This is a genomic window from Teredinibacter purpureus (genome assembly GCF_014217335.1).
Lineage (GTDB): Bacteria > Pseudomonadota > Gammaproteobacteria > Pseudomonadales > Cellvibrionaceae > Teredinibacter > Teredinibacter purpureus.
The window spans coordinates 3820200-3838263 of the sequence record NZ_CP060092.1 but is presented as its reverse complement, the minus strand read 5'-3'; the positions used below and the strand labels follow the sequence as shown (position 1 = coordinate 3838263).

The window sequence follows — 18064 nt, the reverse complement described above, 5'->3', positions numbered from 1 at the left end:
ACAATAGCCTACAAGGAAAAAGGACGTATTATGGCGTGGATAAAATGGTGTTTTCTTGGTGTTTTTACGGCAATAGGTACAGTTGAAGCCTCAAATATTCAGTTAGAGATTAATGTCGATAATCCGAATTTTGTGTTGCCGGTTTTTGCGGGCCCGTATAGCGACCGCGCCGCATCGATTGCCCCAGAAGAGTATGAGATGGCTGATGCACTTCGAGAGCTATTGGATAAAAAAGATAAGGCCGCTGTACTGGTAAAGTTGAATGAATTTTACGATCTAGAATTAAGCGCTGCAATGCTAATACTCAAGGCTCAGGTTTTGTTCTCGTTAGAGATGCTTGACCAAGCGGAAGACACATTTTTAGCTGTGCTGGCACGTAAGCCGCAACTGATTCGCGCGCACAGTGATATTGGTCAACTCTATCTTGTGAAAGAGGATTACGTTAAGGCTCGAAAGCATTTTGCTAAAGCTATATCTCTGGGCTCGAATGAAGCCATTATTCATGGCCAATTGGGGTATTTGAATTTAACGTTGCACGGTGCCTTTAGTGCTATCGCCCAGTATCAACAGGCAATGGCGTTAGAGCCAGAAAACATTCAGTGGCAACAAGGGTTGTTAGCGTCGTTATCACAAGCTGAAATGTATGAATCTGCGCAGGCGCTGCTAAAAGAGATGTTAAATGCCCGGCCAAATGATAGCGCGCTCTGGTTGAATAAGGCTGCCATAGCCTTACAATTATCGAACTCTTTAGAGGCGTTAGCCAGTATAGAAATGGCGATGCTGCTCGGTGATACCGCGCCCAAAAATATACGTACGGCAACCCAGTTACATTTGCAGTTAGGCAGCTATGATCGCGCTTACGCATTGATGAAAGACAGTGTCGACCGATCGAAAATTGATATTGCAACGGTCAATCAATATTTAACATGGCTGGGCCAAGTGGGGTATTGGTCCGAGGCCGCGGAGCTATTGAATGAGTTAGAAGGCCGGTTAAAGGCGTTGGATAGTCATGATAAAAGTATCTTTTATATGCACCGCGCCCGTATCGAAACGATTCAATCTCGTTCGAAAGAGGCGAAAGTATTTTTTGAACAATCTTTAGTGTTCGACCCAACAAACGGTGAGGCATTATTATTGTATGCTAAATATTTAATTGATAGCGAAGACTATGTTAGAGCCGAGTTGCTCTATAGTCGCGCAGAAGGAATTGAGGGAAGTGAAAAGCGTGCGATGTTAGGCCGTGCTCAGCTTTATCTACTGTCTAAAGAATACGAATCTACGCTTGGTTTGCTGAGGAATGTATTAACCTTATACCCCGATAGCCCAGGTGTTCGCGATAATATTGAAATAATGGAAAATATTATTCGCGCGAATAAAAGTATAAAAATTTAGGTGGGGTGTTGTAAAGGTGGTGTTTTAATTAATGTTAGTCAGGTGAAGTTATTGGCCTGATGCGAGGAAATTAATATGAATAAAAAAGCGTTAATATGTGTAGTAATGGGTGGCGTTATTAGTGTTGTTTCCGCCTGCGGTGGTGGAATAAAACAGTCTCTGGTGTGTGATGGTACTGAAGACCATTGGGCAGAGGTTGGCTATAAAACAGCGTTAAAAGGTAAATCTGTACGAACTTTTGACACCTTTAAAGCGGCGTGTGGCAGTACCCTCGGCAAACCACAGCAAACGGCCTTTGTGAAAGGTTACACGAAAGGTATATTTGAGTTCTGCACCTTTAATAATGGTTATGAGTTGGGCTTGGAAAGTATTGAAAAACCTACCAGTTGCCCTCTGGAAATTAGAGCGGAGTTTGATAAAGGTTACCTTCGAGGCGCGGCGGTATTACGAGAGCGATTGGCGAAGCTTCATCGGCAGCAGGACGATAATGAAAATCGGTTGCGCGGCGGAGGGATGGATGAGAGCGTTCGGTCGCCGAATTCTCCCGAGCATTGATTTTTCGTAGCTCGAAGGTGTAATCGCCTCAAACTGTCGTTGCTCAAGCTTGGCCAGACCGATGCTCGTAATGTATTAGGGGTTTGTCTGTTCAAGGTTGAGCGCTTAATTGTTTATAGTACGTTTTTGTTCGTAGCCCTTTATTTGCTAAGGTCTGTAGATTATAAGGTTAGGTTTCGAACGTGTCGTGTCGATTGCGAAACCGTTGTCGTCTAATCATTTCTGCGTTTAATGTGGGCTGTTTCTTAACCCTTCGTCTCTGGCCCCTTCACAGCCTACTGTCATTATCACCTTCATTGTTTGCTCTTTAGTAATGGGTGGTATGAATGTGTGTGTTCCTCTATATAAACGCCAATACGCGTGTTTGCCGCTTAAATCCAGTAACCGATCTCAATCCGATTCTATGCTTGTGGTACCATCGAACGGTAAACTATCGCTTCTTATTAAGGTCTGGAGAACTCTGTGAATTGCGCACGAATGTTTTGTTTGCTTGTTCTGTTGGTTGCGCCGGCGTCTTTTGCTGTTGAATCGGTACCTGCAACACCACACGTGTTACCGCCTTCAGCACAGGGTGTTGATGCGAAGAACCTTATTCGTGAGGCTATGAATTTATGGCGCGGTTCGTCTTCCATATCCGAATTACAAATGACGATAAAGCGCGTTGGGTGGCAGCGAACCATGTCTATGAAGGCATGGACAAAGGGCGAAGGTCAATCGTTAGTCCGTGTAACGGGCCCGAAGAAAGATGTGGGCAATGGTACCTTGCTGATTGATGACGCGCTTTGGAGTTATTCACCGAAAATAAATCGCGTTATTAAAATTCCTTCCTCGATGATGGGCCAAAGTTGGATGGGCAGTGATTTTACCAATAAGGATATTAGTAAATCGACCGACGTACTGGACCAGTATGATCATCGTTTGTTGGATGTTCGTCGTGAGGGCGAGCGCACGCTTTATCTGGTAGAAGCTATTCCGCATGAAGATGCGGCCGTTGTCTGGGGGCGTGAACTCTATTGGGTGCGTGATGATTTTATCGTAATGGAACAACAATTCTGGGACCAAGATAATCGTTTAGTTAAAACACTTTCGACGCTTGAAGTGGTGGAAATGGGTGGCCGGCCGGTCGCAAAACGCATGCGAATGGCGGACACCGAAAGCGATAACGAATGGACAGAAATGAATACCCTCTCAATTCAATTCGATACTGAATTGGCCGAAAGTCTTTTTACATTGTCGAATTTACGTAACCCTAGGTAAAGGATATGGCGACAAATATCAGCCTTCGACTCGCATGGCGAAACCTGTGGAGACACCGCCGTCGTACGTGGCTAACACTGGGTGCGATGGTCTTTTCCAATGTATTGCTAATTTTTATGATTGCACTCCAACAGGGCAGTTACAGCATGATGATTGATAACAGCTTGCGCGCCTTAAGTGGGCATATACAAGTGCAGGCAAACGGTTATCAAGAAGAGCAAAAAATGCGCATGGTAGTGCCCGATATTGAAAATTTCGCCGTAACAGTGCGTGAACAATTGTCCACCGATACGGTCGCGGCGCGAGCGATAGGGTTTGCCATGGCCTCGAGTGAGGAGCGTTCTTTTGGTATTCAGGTTACCGGTGTTCAGCCCATGTTCGAACCACTCGTGTCGAGTATTCCCGGTTTGGTCAAAGAGGGAGATTATTTTACCGGTGTAAATACTCACGAAATTGTTATAGGAACGGTGCTTGCGCGTAACTTAAATGTGACGGTAGGAGACGAAATCACGTTATTGGGGGGAGGGTATGATGGTTCTATTGCGGCCGATATTGTCACCGTGGTTGGTGTTTTTGATTCCGGAATAAAGGATTTAGACCGCTCTCTAGCGCAATTACCGCTTAACACATTCCAAACGGTATTTTCTATGGGAAGCGCAGGGCATAGCCTTGTTATTGCCGCACCCAATTTACCTATAGTGCCTTTGTGGCAGCGCGAGGTGCAGTCTCTTTTGGCCGCCGATATGCCCTTAGCTGTACTCGATTGGGATAAGCTGCAGCCAGGCCTAAAGCAGGCGATAAAGGCCGACATGTCGAGTGCTGCTTTTATGTATTTTGTGTTGGTGATTCTAGTTGCGTTCAGTGTTTTAAATACGCAGTTGATGTCTGTTCTTGAGCGTACTCGAGAATTTGGCATTATGCTGGCGCTGGGTTTAAGGTCGAGTCGGATTAGCCTGTTAGTTGTAAGTGAAACATTACTGCTGTCGTTGATGGGGTTAGTCATCGGTGTGTTAATAGGTTTTTGTCTCATTTTATTTTTGAGCTACAGTGGTTTTACCTATCCAGGCATGGAAGAAATGTCGAGTAAATTTAATATGCCGAGTGAAATTTTCCCCACCGTGAGTGCTTTGTCTTTATTGCTAGGGCCGTCGTTTGTCTTTGTAGGGTCGTTGCTCGCGTCAATTTATCCCGCAGGGAGAATCCACACGTTACAGCCGGTTATGGCTATGCGTGCTGTTTAGGGTGAAGCTATGACATTGTCAGTAACGGTTACACTTGCGTGGCGAAATTTATGGCGAAATTATCGTCGTACGCTAATTATGTTGTCGGCGATAGGCATAGGTGTATGGGCGATGATTGTTATGTCCGCTTTAATGCGGGGAATGGTCGACGATATGATTGAAAGCGGTATTCGTCAATTGCCTGGTCACGTACAAGTTCAGCATGCCGCTTACCGAGACGATCCGAATATACTGCATTCTATAGCGGCCTTAACGTCGTCGATGGCAAAAGAGTTAGTTCATGACGAAGTTGTTCATATTGCCTCGCGCTTAAAAGTATCGGCAGTTGTGTCCAGCGAACGGGACGTGCGTGGGGTAACATTTTTAGGCGTAGAGCCCAAGAACGAAGTGGCACTTTCTTTTGATACAGGCCAAATAACAGAGGGGCGCTGGCTAACCGGTGTTAATGACCAAGGTATTGTTATAGGCGCGAAGCTGGCTAAGCGTTTGGAAACAGGTTTAGGTAAACGCGTAGTTGTGATGAGCCAAGATATTCACAATGCCATCGCAGAACGCGGTGTTCGTATTGTGGGTATTTATGAAGCGAACGATGTTGCCTTGCCCGAAGAGCGCACGGTATACGGCGGGTTAAGAACATTGCAAACGCTCCTGAAGGCCGAAAACCGTGTGTCCGAAATTGTTTTTCAAGGCCGCGATTATCGCAATACGCAGCCTTTACTTTCGTTTGTGTCGGCCTCGCCCCTAGCGGAGGGTAATGTGTCGGTACTTTCGTGGAGCGAAGCAGAGCCCTACCTGGGCACCATGATGAAGGTAATGGACGGCTTTGTTCTTATTTGGGTGCTGGTTATTTTTGTGGCGTTGTCATTTGGTTTGGTCAACACGTTGGTGATGGCGGTTTTTGAGCGCGTTCGAGAAATTGGATTAATGCAAGCATTGGGAATGAAGCCTACGGCAATAATTTTGCAAATAGTTTGCGAGGCTTTTTTTCTATTGATGATAGGGTTATGCATTGGCAATGCTGCTGCATTATTAACGGTATTGCCGTTTCAATCGGGCATTGATATTTCTTCGGTGGCTGCAGGAATGGAGATGATGGGCGCCAATAGTATCTTAACGCCCGTGCTGTCGGCAAAGGATCTTATTACCGCTAACGTAGTTGTTATTGTGTTGGGCGTTACCGCTAGTATTTTGCCCGCTTGGAAAGCCGCACGCTACGACCCGATTGTCGCGTTAAATAAACATTAAGGGCGTCTCTATGACCGCGATTGTCTGTACAGAACTATGCAAAACGTTTAGCCAAGGTGGAGCCACTATTGTGGGGCTTGATCGGGTTTCTATAGGCGTGGAAGAGGGCGAATTTGTTTGCTTGTCGGGCCCCTCCGGTTCGGGAAAGACAACACTGCTAAATGCGATGGGTGGTTTGGATACGCCCGATAGCGGTGAGGTGTGGGTGGGCGGGCAACGCATCGACTTGCTCAGTAAAATTGCACTAGCCGATATGCGTCTCAATAATATTGGCTTTGTCTTTCAAGCCTACAATTTAATTCCTGTGTTAAGTGCGAGTGAAAATATTGAGTTTGTAATGCAAGTACAGGGCGCTTCAAAGGCTGAGCGCGTTGCACGGGTAAGTGAAACATTGGAAGAGGTGGGGTTGGCGGGAATGGGGGATAGGTTACCCTCGCAGCTATCGGGTGGCCAGCAACAACGTGTCGCTATTGCTCGCGCCATAGCGAGTAACCCGAGATTGGTATTGGCCGATGAGCCTACCGCAAATTTGGATTCAAAAACGGCCGAACAGCTTATGACATTATTTTCAGAATTAAATGCTCGCCGCACTGTCACCTTTGTGATTGCTACTCACGATCAACGCGTCATGGCGCACTGCAAACGTCTCGTCGCGATGGAAGACGGCAAGATCGTTAACGATACATGTCAGAAAAATTCATAATGTAGGGCGCGTTAATGAGAGCTGTAAGTCGACCATTCTTGTGGTTTTTTTTCGCCGGTATATTGATGCTGGCGTGCGGCGGAGTGTGTAGCAGTATTGCAGAGGAACCATCATTAGAATGGTCGGGCTTTTTAAAATATCAACCATCGGTTTCGATAGTCCCCAGCAATAGCGCTTACCGGCTTTTAAGTACTTCACCTTCTTATACGCATAATGCTGTAGGTCGTTTTACCCTCGATGTGTCTCATGGGCATTGGCGCTATGCGCTCCACTATCAAGCGAATGCGAACCACGAACCGTCTCTCACCCTCCTTGGTGAGCAGAGCCGAGATGCCTCGAGTTTACATACTGAAGACGCCCACCGTTTAATGACGTTATCCGATACTATGGTACGTAACGACACAAGCACCGTTACGCATCGCATTGATCGGTTCTCGGCAACCTACAGCGGCGAGTCCACGGTTTTGAAAGTGGGGAGGCAAGCTATCAGTTGGGGGAATGGGCTTATTTTTAATCCCATGGATATTGTGAATCCCTTCGACCCCACTGCTATCGATACCGAGTATAAAACCGGTGATGATATGCTCTATGGCCAGTATTTATTACCCTCAGGGCATGATGTGCAAGCGGTATGGGTTGCGCGCCGAGATGAAGATCATGCAGTAACCCAAGACGTAACCTCTTCGGCCGTGAAGTATCACGGCTTTTGGGGCGTGCAAGAGTTCGACCTTTTGTTGGCCGAGCATTTCGGTGAAGGGGTGGCAGCCTTCGGTACGGTTTGGAGTATTGGCGGGGCTATTGCGCGTGCAGATGTTGTGGTAACTGATCGAGAAGAAAAGTCGGTTTTTAGTGCCGTTGCAAATCTTTCCTACTCTTGGAATATGATGGGCAAAAATGTATCCGCCTCGGGCGAATACTACTTCAATGGATATGGCCTTGAACAGGGCGATTATTCCACCGTAGGTATCATGCAAAATCCCGCACTTGCCCAGCGTTTAGCGCGCGGCGAAGTGTTTAATATTGGTCGCCACTACGCTGGAATGTCGGCGACCGTCGAGCTACATCCTCTATGGCTACTCACGCCCTTGTTCATCGTAAATATAGAGGACCATTCGGCTATGCTGCAATTTTTGTCCTCGCATGACCTTCATGAAAGTGCGCGGCTATTATTGTCCGCCAATGTACCAACGGGGAATGAGGGCACTGAGTACGGTGGAATAAACGCGACATTGATCGGGCAACCTTTAAGCCGAGGGCCGAGCGTTACAGCGCAGCTAGCGTGGTATTTTTAAAGGCATCACGCCCTTAGTTGTTGCTTTTGCATATTTCAGTTTTACCCCATTAAAGTGGATTATAACAATGGAACACCCTCTGTTTCTCCCTATGTTTGTTCATATGATCTGGACAGTCGTTTTGTATGTAGTACTTACCTTGCTGCGCGCACCTGCGGTATGGGGCGTGGGGCGTCGTAAACATTATGAAAACACGTTAACGGACATAGAAAAGCGAACCAGCGCTAACCTTTCTAATCAATTCGAATGGCCTATGTTTTTCTATGTGATAGGCGTTATTGTCTTGGCGAGTGAGGTGGTTAACAGCGTTTGGTATGTGGGGTTGGCTTGGGTTTTTGTTGCGGGCCGAATTGTACATAGTGGCGTTCAGATTTTGACAACGAATATTCGGCTAAGAGGTTTGGTGTTTTCAGTCAATTTTTCAGCGGTATTGGGGATGTGGCTAATGTATTGCGTACACTACCTGAACACATAAAAACTTTGTTTTAGTGTTCCATTATTGGCGGTAAGGAATGTGGTATTACCGGTAACAGTTAAACACGTAATGTTGCTTATAACACTGGAGAGAATCGGCCGGTATTATTCTTTAGCTAATGTTTTTAGTACTACCTCTTTTGCGATATTCACGCGAGAGGCTAGGTAATCGTTTCCGCCTCGGTCGGGGTGAATTTTTTGCATGAGCCTGCGGTGAGCCAGCGTCACCGTTTTTTTATCGGGTAAATTTTGTTCAGAAAAACTGTCTAACCCGAGTATCAATAAGGCTTCCTGGTAGGTGGGTTCGCCTACCGATGGCGGATTATACGGCGGGGGTTGTTGCGACTTATTCTGGTTAAATGTTTGTCTAAACGCGCGAATTAAGTAGTATGAGCGTGCATCTTTCTGTTCGTAGTGAACTTCAAGTTCCGTCAGTTCTGATGGGGTTAATTGCGCTAACGAGGCGCCTTTGTGCGGGCCTTCAATAACCTCTCCGGTCATGCTTTTCATGTGTAGGTTAAGCTGCACCCGCAGAAACGGTGTCGAAAAAACGGGGTTACCGAAGGGCGTGTTTTTAAGGTTACCGCCGAGACCATTAACTATTCTCATGAGAGGCAGTAAGCGTGTTACGCCAAATTTTGCAAAGCCTACGAGCGCTGCGGCCACACCGCCTAACCAATGAACACGACCTGCGACTACGGCAAGCAAGACTAGCGCTATAGCCGTACCCACGCCCACCTTAAATAACCATTGCTTGCGCTTATTCGCGGGTAATCGGCGGTACTTCGCCATCAACCAATATACGCCGACAATAATTAAGAGTGCTAAAACTAATCGAAATTGCATAGTGGTTGTCTATTGAAACGTGAGTTCGAGGCCTATTTTACTCACTTGATGAATTTCTTGTTGCAAGCTAGCACGGGTTAAGGGGTGATTGTTTAACCACTCTTTATCGAGCGTTAGCTCATAGCGATGCTTGGCTCGCGTAAAGATGGGTAAAATGGAGTTTAGCTCGCGCCTACGGTGCAATAGAATTGCGATTCTTAAACATAACAGTACAGGAGTGAATGCACGTAACGCTTCTTTGTCCATATCCACAAAACGTTCGGGAAGAATTTTTTTACGGTGGAAGCGTACGAGGTTTGCCATGATGTATTGCTCGTATCGGCTGAACCCGGCGAGGTCTGAATGCCGCAAGATGTAATAGCCGTGCATATGGTAGCTGTTGTGCGAAATACTGATGCCGGTTTCGTGTAGTTTGGCCGCCCACCCTAAAATTTTGGTACGCGAAACGCCGTTGATTAGACGCTTGCTGTCGATTTGCTCCCATAAATGCAAGGCTGTCTCGGTGACAGTGTCGGCTTGGGGCGTATCAATACGGTATTTTTCTTGGAGCTGCGAAACGGTGAGTACGCGTGTATCGTGATTGCTGAATCGGCCGATACTGTCGTAAATTAGGCCTTCTTTTAACGTGGCATCGGCGACGTGAATCTTATCTATTTTGAATTGATCAAAAATTGCCTGAAGCAAGGCGAGGCCGGAAGGTAAAACATTGCGTCTTAATTTTGCAACCCCAGGGGCGTTGATGGCGCCGGCGGATAATGCGGTTTCTATGTAGCGATCTAACGCCTTACGGGTAATCACGCCTGAGTTTTCATCCGCGTTTAATAGCTCGGCTACGGCACGTATGGTTCCAGATGTGCCGTAGGCGATTTTCCAGCCCTGTTGTAAGTATGTTCTGCGTATTTGCTCGAGTTTTCCACAAGCACTTAAATAGGCTTGGTGCATAGCCGTGCGGCTTAAATTGTCGGGGTCGAGTTTAAAGCTTTCGGTGTAGGTAACGCAGCCAATACTCAGGCTTTCCATGCAAAATGTTTCGTAAGCTCGGCCAATAATAAACTCGGTACTGGCGCCGCCAATGTCGATTACTAAACGTTGTTGCTCGTCGTCGACAATGGTATGGGATAGCCCCGTGTACACGAGGCGGGCTTCTTCGTAGCCAGAAATAATTTGAATGGGTATACCAAGCGCGTTTTCAGCCGCTTTTAAGAACTCTTTAGAATTGCGCGAAGAGCGCAGCGTTTTTGTTCCTACTGCGCGTATCTGCGCTTTGGGTATATCTCGCAAGCGTTCGGCGAAACGGTTCAGGCACTCTATGGCGCGAGTTTGAGATTCGTTATCGAGGTTACCGGTATTGCGTAAGCCTCTCGCAATTTGAACCATTTGCTTTTCTCTATCAATAATCTCTATTCGCGCATCGGTGAAGCGCACGATGAGCATATGAAAGCTGTTTGAGCCGAGATCGATAGCGGCAAAATAAGGTGATTCAAATTGTGGCATAAATAAACTCAATGATCGGGCTGTTATTGGTTATGGTTTGAGCGAATTATTCGGTAAGGGTGACACTTGTGGATTGTCTGTTTCGGTTGTTCACTATTTGGGGTGACTTTGACACAATATTACCTGATTAACATTGTTATTTTAGCCCTAACAGAGGAATTAGTTTCGTGCCTATTCATGAGCGACACTCTTTTGGTTTGCGTATATTGACCAACAGTCACAAAGACATCAAGCGCTTACGCCATGCGACCGGAATACCCAATATTCATGGCAACAAATTCTGGAAATCGTCCCTGCTATTGATTGACTACTTAAGCGCCTTTCCCCCCTTGTTGCAGGGTGTATCGGGGCCATCTCGGCCACCGCGTATACTGGAAATAGGATGTGGTTGGGGCCTTGCCGGCATTTTTTGTGCAAAAGCGTTTAAAGCCGAGGTTACCTGTTTGGACGCTGACGACACCGTGTTTCCGTATTGCGAGCATCATGCTGCGTTAAATGGGGTGAAGGTAGAAACCTGGCGATGTCGTTACGAAAAAATACGTAAAGTTGATTTGCAGCAATTTGACGTAGTGATAGCGGCAGACATTTGCTTCTGGGATGAAATGGTTACGCCCTTAGCTAACCTAGTACGCAGAACACAGCAGGCGAAGGGCGTGCGGGTGGTTATAACAGACCCAGGAAGGCCAACATTTGAAGACATGGCTGAACGCTGCGTAGAGGCCTTCGACGCTTTATTAGAGCCGTGGTCGGCGCCACACCCTCATCGTGCGTCTGGTTGGGTTTTTGATTGCGCTCCAGCGAGTTGATGTGTGTCATCGATAGTAGGGTTTAGTCCGTCACTGGAGTATCGGTTGTGGTTTGGCTCCAATCGGTGATGCTGGTCGAATGAAAGCGCGAGCACGCGGGTGTATGTCTTCGAATGAGGCTGCTTTCGGGTGAAAATGTGGTTATTAAGCACTGGTTATTAAACACTGCGCTTTTGAACGTTGGTTTTCAGTATCAACGTTCAATACCGAGAGTAAGCGTTTATTCTAAATCGTGGTATTAATCAAACGAGGCGATGTTTGCCCGTAATAGAGAGCAATATACTTGTGAGCCATCAACATGTAGTACTGAAAACCCCACTTACACCGCCTTTCCCTGAGGGTCTTGAATCCATCATTTTGGGTTTAGGTTGCTTTTGGGGGGCTGAGCGTAAATTTTGGCAGCTAGACCACGTTTTTACGACTGCCGCGGGGTATTCAGCGGGGCATACGCAAAACCCAACCTATGAAGAGGTGTGCAGCGGGCATACGGGCCATAACGAGGTAGTGCTGGTCGTATTCGACCCTGAAAAACTCCCGCTGGAAAAGCTGTTGCAGTGTTTTTGGGAGTCTCATAACCCCACTCAAGGCATGCGTCAAGGTAACGATACGGGCACTCAGTACCGGTCGGGTATTTATGTGGGGTCGGCGGAGCAACAGACCGTGGCTGAGCGGTCACGGGCACTTTACGGTGCAGCATTAGCGGCTAACAATTTTGGTAAAATCACGACCGAAATAAAAGAAGCGAGCCCCTTTTATTATGCAGAGGATTACCATCAGCAGTATCTTGCCAAAAACCCAAGGGGCTACTGCGGGTTGGGGGGTACAGGTGTTTCGTATGGCGAGTAGATTGCTCTGCCTCCAATAACGCTATTTCTTATCTAACGGTTGATGTAAAGCTTCTTTTTCGGAGGCGCTTACCGAAAGGGCTTCTCGGTGGAGTATTGTGCCGTGGCGAATACAATTTCTACCACTATTTTTTGCGTGATAAAGCCAATGATCGACACGCTCTACAAAATCCAACGGCGAAGGCGGGTGCTTTTCTGTAAAACTATCGAGACCCATGCTGGCAGTAACAGGAATTATTTGTTCGCCATGCATAAAAGTACTGTCTTGTATTTTAAATCGCAGGCGCTCCGCCACTTGTACCGCGACCAGTATGGGCGTGGAAGGAAGTAAAATCGCAAACTCTTCTCCACCGTAACGGCAGGGTATATCGAGTTTACGAAGAGATTCGGTAAAAATACTGGCGATTTTTTGTAATACTTTATCGCCAGCCACATGGCCCCACGTATCGTTAATTTTTTTAAAGTGATCAAGATCAACTAATATTAATGTTGTGGGTTGCCCTGTGCGTTGAGTTCGTTCAATTTCTTGTCGTAGTACCTGTTGGAAATGACGATTATTGTATAGCCCTGTTAGGCTATCGGTGTGCGCTTCTTGCTCCAGGCGAGTCACGGTGGCGCGCAACGTGGTAACTTCTTCAGCGAGCGTGCAAAGGTCTGTACCATTAGGGCATTGTACGGGCGTTTCAGTGCTATTATTATTTTTCATAGCTCGTTTTCATGCGTTATTCTTTATGAGAAAAAGGTTAGGATAAGCGTTGTTTGAAGTCGGTATAGCCAAAATGTTTTATTATTTTTAGTGCATTATTGTCGCTATTCCAGACCGCAATAGAGGGTAAGTTTATACCGTTAAATGTTGTGTTTTTGACCATAGTATAAATAGCCATATCTTCAAATAATAGGCGTTGGCCAATCTCCAGCGGCTGGTCAAAGCTATAGTCTCCTATTACGTCTCCCGCAAGACAGCTTGGGCCTCCTAGGCGTACCGTATGTTCTTTTTCACTGGGCTCGCCGGCACCCGTGAGTCTTGGGCGATACGGCATTTCAATAACATCAGGCATATGGCAGGTTGCAGAGGCATCCAATATCGCGAGATCCATCGTGTTATGGAGTGTATCTAAAACTTCGGTTACAAGTACACCGGCATCGAGTGCAATTGCTTCTCCTGGTTCTAAATAAATTTGTACATTGTAAGTGCTTTGGAAATGTTTAATTCGCTCAATAAGTGCGTCAACATCATAGCCTGCACGTGTAATGTGATGGCCGCCACCAAAATTTACCCACTTTAAGCGGTGTAGGGTTTCACCAAATTTTTTCTCAACCGCATCGAGAGTACGGGCCAGCGGTGCAAATTCTTGTTCGCAAAGGGTGTGAAAATGTAAACCGCTAATGCCTTCGAGATTAAGCTGGCTGAAATCCTCGGCTCGAATACCCATGCGTGAGCAGGGCGCACAGGGATCGTATAGTGCTGTTTCGCCTTCCGAATGTTCGGGGTTAATGCGAACACCAAACTCAAGTGTACGCCCACTTTTTTCACGATAAGCTAATGCGCGTTCACGGTAGTGATGCCACTGGCTAACAGAATTAAAAATGAAATGATCTGAGAGCGTTAATAACTCGTCAAATTCATGGGGTCGAATGGCGGCACAATAGGTGTGTACTTCATTATTGAATTCTTCTCGCCCAAGTTTGGCTTCGTTCAGGCCGCTGGCACATACGCCTTTTAAGTAGCGCATAAGGAGCGGAGCAAGCGAAAACATAGAAAAGGCTTTTAGCGCGAGTAATATCTTCGCGCCACTCGCGGCCTGCACATAGTCAATAATCTTTAAATTGGCTTCAATTTTGGCTTCATCCACGACATAGCAGGGGCTAGGAACGCGAGAGGGGTCAAACGAGCCGAATGACGGCTCGTTTTTAGCAGGTGATAATGGGCTCATTTAGCTGGCGAGTCCTGTAGTGTCGAGTTCAACGACTGTCCAAGGGAGACCGTATTGGTTAAGGTCTTCCATAAAGGGGTCAGGGTCAAATTGTTCCATATTCCACACACCGTCCGCTTTCCATTTGCCTTCTAGTATCATTTTTGCGCCAATCATAGCGGGCACACCCGTGGTATAAGAAATAGCTTGTGATTGAACTTCTTCATAGCATTTCTCATGGTCACAAATGTTGTAAATATACACGATTTTTTCTTTACCGTTTTTAATGCCCTTTGCAACGCAGCCTATGCAGGTAAGGCCTTTCGTTAAAGGGCCTAGGCTAGAAGGGTCTGGTAGTACCGCCTTTAAAAATTGTAAGGGTACAATTTCGGTACCGTTATAATTTACCGGCTCTATACCGGTCATGCCTATATTTTGAAGCACTTCTAAATGTTTTAAATAATTTTCAGAAAAAGTCATCCAAAAGCGAGCACGTTTAATTTCGGGAAAATGCTTGGTGAGAGATTCCAGTTCCTCGTGATACATAAGGTACATATCTTTTGGGCCAATACCTTCGGGGAAATCGTAGGTATCTTTTACTGAGAGCGGATCCGTTTCTTGCCATTGGGCATTTTCCCAATAACGGCCTTTCGCAGTGACTTCTCGAATATTAATTTCGGGATTAAAATTGGTTGCGAATGGTTGGCCGTGATCGCCCGCATTACAGTCGATGATATCGAGTTCGTGAATTTCATCGAGGTAATGTTTACGAATATAGGCCGTGTAAACGTTTGTTACACCGGGGTCAAAACCGCTGCCTAACAATGCCATGCGGCGTTGGGAAACGAATTTATCTTGGTAGGCCCATTGCCATTTGTACTCAAATTTTGCTTCTTCAGGAGGCTCGTAATTGGCGGTATCGAGGTAGTCTACGCCGGCGTTCAGGCACGCATCCATAATGTGTAGGTCTTGGTAGGGCAGCGCGACATTAATCACTAGATCGGGCTTTTCTTGTTCGAGCAGTGCCGTCATTTGCGGCACATTGTCGGCGTCGACTTGCGCGGTTCGAATGGGGCGCTCTATTTGCGCCGCAATGGCTTTACACTTTGCTTCGTTGCGGCTGACCAGAATTATATCAGTGAATACTTCTGGTAGTTGTGCGCATTTATGAGTGACAACACCACCAACACCGCCTGCTCCAACAATAATGACTTTACTCATGGGTAAGTTCCTTAATCTTTCTCGTAATAAGTGTAGCCCTGCATGCTTGCAGAAAAGGCCTTCATAATGGTTTGTCGCTCAGAAGCGGTGATCTGCCCTTGGCGTACGGAGCGCTCGGCAATTTTCCTAAAGCGTTCACGTAGCTGTTGCGGCTGATACTCTACATAGCTCAGTACATCGCTAATACTGTCGCCCTCAATTTCATCTGCAAATTCGTAGGAGCCATCGGTATGTAAACGCACGCTAACGACATTGGGGTCGCCAAATAAATTATGTAAATCACCGAGAGTTTCTTGGTAAGCGCCTACTAAAAAGACACCAATAAAATAGTCTTCATCGTCTTTTAGGGGATGAAGGCCAATGGTTTTTTTGGTTTCGTGCATATTAGTGAAACGATCAATCTTACCGTCGCAGTCACAGGTAATGTCGGCAATAATGGCTTCGCGTGTTGGCCGTTCATCTAGCCTATGAATAGGTGCAATTGGGAATATTTGATCAATAGCCCATACATCGGGTAGCGACTGAAATAAACTAAAGTTTCCGTAATAGATATCGGATAATTGCTCGCGTAAAATGTCGATTTCTTGCAATGGGCGTGCAGCAGTTTCTGACAGCGCTAAAATGTTATTCATCACTAACAGAAATAGATTCTCGGCGAGTGACCGTGAACGTAAGCCAATTTGGCCGCGTTTAAAAATATCGCGCACTTCATCTCGGTAGAACACCGCATCGTTATAGCATTCCTGCATGTTTTTCTCGCAAAGATTATTGAGCGTCTCTTTCATGCTGTGCAGCAGCGGATGTTCGTCTTCTGGGATACTGTCGGGAATAGCACCGGGTGCTGAACTGGCAACATCCAATACATTAAAAATAAGTACCGAGGAGTAGGCGATGGTAGCGCGCCCCGATTCGGTAATGATGGTGGGGTGTTCGATACCCTCGGGGTCTAGAGTGCTCATCACAACATCGATGATATCTGCACAGTATTCATCTACCGTGTAGTTTTTGGAATGGATATGGTTGGTTTTGCTACCGTCATAATCCACCGCTAGGCCGCCACCGAGATCTAGAAACTGCATGTCGGCGCCTTCGCGTAATAACTCCATGTACACCTGGCAGGCTTCAACTACACCTGAGCGAATATCTCTAATATTAGGGATTTGCGAGCCTAAGTGGTAGTGCAGTAATTGAAGGCAATCGAGCATTGCCTCTTCTCTTAAAGTGTCGATCATTTCAATGAGTTGTGCGATGGATAAACCGAAAATACTGCGATCGCCACTCGTGGCATTCCAATGCCCGCCAACAACGGAGGCTAACTTAACTCGCACCCCAATCAGGGGCTTAATGTTAAGTGCACGGCTGCGCTCGAGAAGAATGGGCAGCTCGCTCGGTGTTTCAATAACAAAGAAACAGCTGTAACCCATTTTTGTTGCCTGCAAGCCTAGGTCAATAAACTCCTGATCTTTGTATCCATTACAAATAATATGAGCGTCTGGCGACTCTAAATGTGCAAGCGCAATAATAAGCTCTGGCTTGGAGCCGGCTTCTAAGCCGTGCCCGTACTGAGCGCCAACCGTAGCGATTTCTTCAATTACATGGCATTGCTGATTCACCTTAATAGGAAAAACACCACGGTACTGGCCGTTATAGCCGGCGCTATCGATTGCCGTTTTAAAGGCAATATTGAGCCTGCCAATTTGCTGCTCCAAAATATCTTCAAACCGAATAAGTACCGGGGCATCTAAGCCTCGCTCACGAATGTCCTGCACTATATTCAGCAGCGGTGCTGTTACGGGTGAATCGGGGTCACCTGTCGAAACGGTGAGAAGGCCTTTGTCAGAGACGTCATAGTAACCAACGCCCCAATCTCGGACACCGTAAAGTTCGGCTGAATCATCAGGCGTCCAGCTGGAATTAACAATTTTATTCAACGAAGTGATGCTCTTGAAAAGTAAAGATTCAAACCTGATAGCATTAACCTTAGCCCGCTATAGCGAAGAAGCGCGTACGGAAAGGTGTTGGGTGCGGTCAGGCCAGTATAGCCAAGGCTCCAAAGAGGTTGGAGCTGCATTGAGGGAGCGAATTCTAGCCTGAAAACGGCCTATGTGCACCTAAATTGTAGCCGGTGCTTCAATATTCTTGGAACCCCCTAAAAGCGGTGCAAGTGGTTCTGCAATGCCTATGTTGCTACGCTCGTTGATCTGTTTGTCGCGCTAGGACAATTGAGCGACGGATAGCATCCAAGAACCCTAAGTGGCGTCTAGTAACTAATGACATAGCGTTGGTATCAAGCGAACAGCCTTGCTCACGGGCCAAAATTTTTTGTGGAGGTATTCACCGATTGGCGTTGAGGGAGGCTAATCGCTATTGCGGCAACAAGGGCAGCCTTTCCCAGGCCGATAAGAGTGCCTACACGGCACTCTCAATTACCGATAAACCGTGCGGCAATCCTGTCCAGAAGTTGCGGTTTCTTTCGCCGCCGTTAAAAAGTGTTTGGCGGGTGGCAGGGTAAGCTTATAAGCCAAGGGTATTCGTAAGCGCGCCAGTGTTGCCGCGCTCGCTTTGGGCGCAATGCCATAGCGTTGAAGAGAATCAAATTATCCGTGCATACCCAAAAGGTCAAGGGTGTTGTTTTTCTGTATATGTCGAAAGGAAAGCAATTGGGCTAAGTTAGGTGGCTTTTAACTTACCGTAAAGTTATTGATTATGTTGGAGGCAATTAATTCAATAAAGCATAAAAAGTCGAGTATTGCGGTTATAAAAAACACAAAGATTAACTA

The 18064-nt window shown here is 46.6% G+C and carries 16 protein-coding genes; 10 read left to right on the top strand and 6 right to left on the bottom strand.

Annotation, left to right across the window (positions count from 1 at the left end; all coding sequences use genetic code 11):
* Positions 1–30: 30 nt before the first annotated feature.
* From H5647_RS17005 to H5647_RS16970, 8 genes are all read left to right on the top strand, one after another.
* Positions 31–1392 (top strand): tetratricopeptide repeat protein, encoded by a 1362-nt coding sequence (locus H5647_RS17005; protein WP_045860256.1) that lies wholly within the window; start codon positions 31–33, stop codon positions 1390–1392.
* A gap of 75 nt (positions 1393–1467) precedes the next feature.
* Positions 1468–1947: a DUF2799 domain-containing protein gene (locus H5647_RS17000; RefSeq protein WP_045860255.1), complete on the top strand. Its 480-nt coding sequence runs from the start codon at positions 1468–1470 to the stop codon at positions 1945–1947.
* 462 nt (positions 1948–2409) lie between these two features.
* Positions 2410–3204, top strand: a complete 795-nt coding sequence (locus tag H5647_RS16995; protein ID WP_236074948.1) for an outer membrane lipoprotein-sorting protein — start codon at positions 2410–2412, stop codon at positions 3202–3204.
* 5 nt (positions 3205–3209) lie between these two features.
* On the top strand, positions 3210–4445 hold the full coding sequence (locus tag H5647_RS16990; protein WP_045860254.1) for an ABC transporter permease: 1236 nt from the start codon (positions 3210–3212) through the stop codon (positions 4443–4445).
* Between the two features lie 9 nt (positions 4446–4454).
* Positions 4455–5690, top strand: coding sequence for an ABC transporter permease (locus H5647_RS16985; RefSeq protein ID WP_045860253.1), 1236 nt, complete (start codon positions 4455–4457; stop codon positions 5688–5690).
* Between the two features lie 10 nt (positions 5691–5700).
* On the top strand, positions 5701–6393 hold the full coding sequence (locus H5647_RS16980) for an ABC transporter ATP-binding protein (protein ID WP_045860252.1): 693 nt from the start codon (positions 5701–5703) through the stop codon (positions 6391–6393).
* 14 nt (positions 6394–6407) lie between these two features.
* Entirely contained in the window at positions 6408–7685 is a 1278-nt protein-coding gene (locus tag H5647_RS16975) for a hypothetical protein (protein WP_162926428.1), read from the top strand.
* A gap of 67 nt (positions 7686–7752) precedes the next feature.
* The gene (locus H5647_RS16970) at positions 7753–8160 is read left to right on the top strand and encodes an MAPEG family protein (RefSeq protein WP_045860250.1); all 408 of its coding nucleotides are present in this window, start codon (positions 7753–7755) and stop codon (positions 8158–8160) included.
* 104 nt (positions 8161–8264) lie between these two features.
* Here the strand turns inward: H5647_RS16970 and H5647_RS16965 are convergent, their stop codons facing one another.
* Together H5647_RS16965 and H5647_RS16960 are read right to left on the bottom strand one after the other, a co-directional pair.
* Positions 8265–9005, bottom strand: coding sequence for a J domain-containing protein (locus H5647_RS16965; protein WP_045860249.1), 741 nt, complete (start codon positions 9003–9005; stop codon positions 8265–8267).
* 9 nt (positions 9006–9014) lie between these two features.
* Complete coding sequence (locus tag H5647_RS16960; RefSeq protein ID WP_045860248.1) at positions 9015–10499, bottom strand: Ppx/GppA phosphatase family protein; 1485 nt, start codon at positions 10497–10499, stop codon at positions 9015–9017.
* Between the two features lie 167 nt (positions 10500–10666).
* Here H5647_RS16960 and H5647_RS16955 point away from each other — a divergent pair, with 167 nt between their 5' ends.
* Entirely contained in the window at positions 10667–11305 is a 639-nt protein-coding gene (locus H5647_RS16955; RefSeq protein ID WP_052692130.1) for a class I SAM-dependent methyltransferase, read from the top strand.
* Positions 11306–11590: 285 nt separating this feature from the next.
* On the top strand, positions 11591–12151 hold the full coding sequence (gene msrA, locus H5647_RS16950; protein WP_408034006.1) for a peptide-methionine (S)-S-oxide reductase MsrA: 561 nt from the start codon (positions 11591–11593) through the stop codon (positions 12149–12151).
* A 21-nt stretch (positions 12152–12172) separates the two neighbouring features.
* Here the strand turns inward: msrA and H5647_RS16945 are convergent, their stop codons facing one another.
* Genes H5647_RS16945 through speA form a run of 4 tightly spaced genes read right to left on the bottom strand, consistent with a single transcriptional unit; the run spans position 12173 to position 17215 of the window.
* Positions 12173–12856 carry a GGDEF domain-containing protein gene (locus tag H5647_RS16945; protein WP_045860242.1) on the bottom strand — a complete coding sequence of 228 codons (684 nt, stop codon included), beginning with the start codon at positions 12854–12856 and terminating at the stop codon, positions 12173–12175.
* 37 nt (positions 12857–12893) lie between these two features.
* Positions 12894–14084 carry a carboxynorspermidine decarboxylase gene (gene nspC, locus H5647_RS16940; protein WP_045860241.1) on the bottom strand — a complete coding sequence of 397 codons (1191 nt, stop codon included), beginning with the start codon at positions 14082–14084 and terminating at the stop codon, positions 12894–12896.
* The gene (locus H5647_RS16935) at positions 14085–15284 is read right to left on the bottom strand and encodes a saccharopine dehydrogenase family protein (protein WP_045860239.1); all 1200 of its coding nucleotides are present in this window, start codon (positions 15282–15284) and stop codon (positions 14085–14087) included. It lies immediately after the preceding gene.
* Between the two features lie 11 nt (positions 15285–15295).
* A complete protein-coding gene (gene speA, locus H5647_RS16930; RefSeq protein ID WP_045860237.1) occupies positions 15296–17215 on the bottom strand; it encodes a biosynthetic arginine decarboxylase in 1920 nt (639 codons plus the stop codon).
* Positions 17216–18064: the final 849 nt, after the last annotated feature.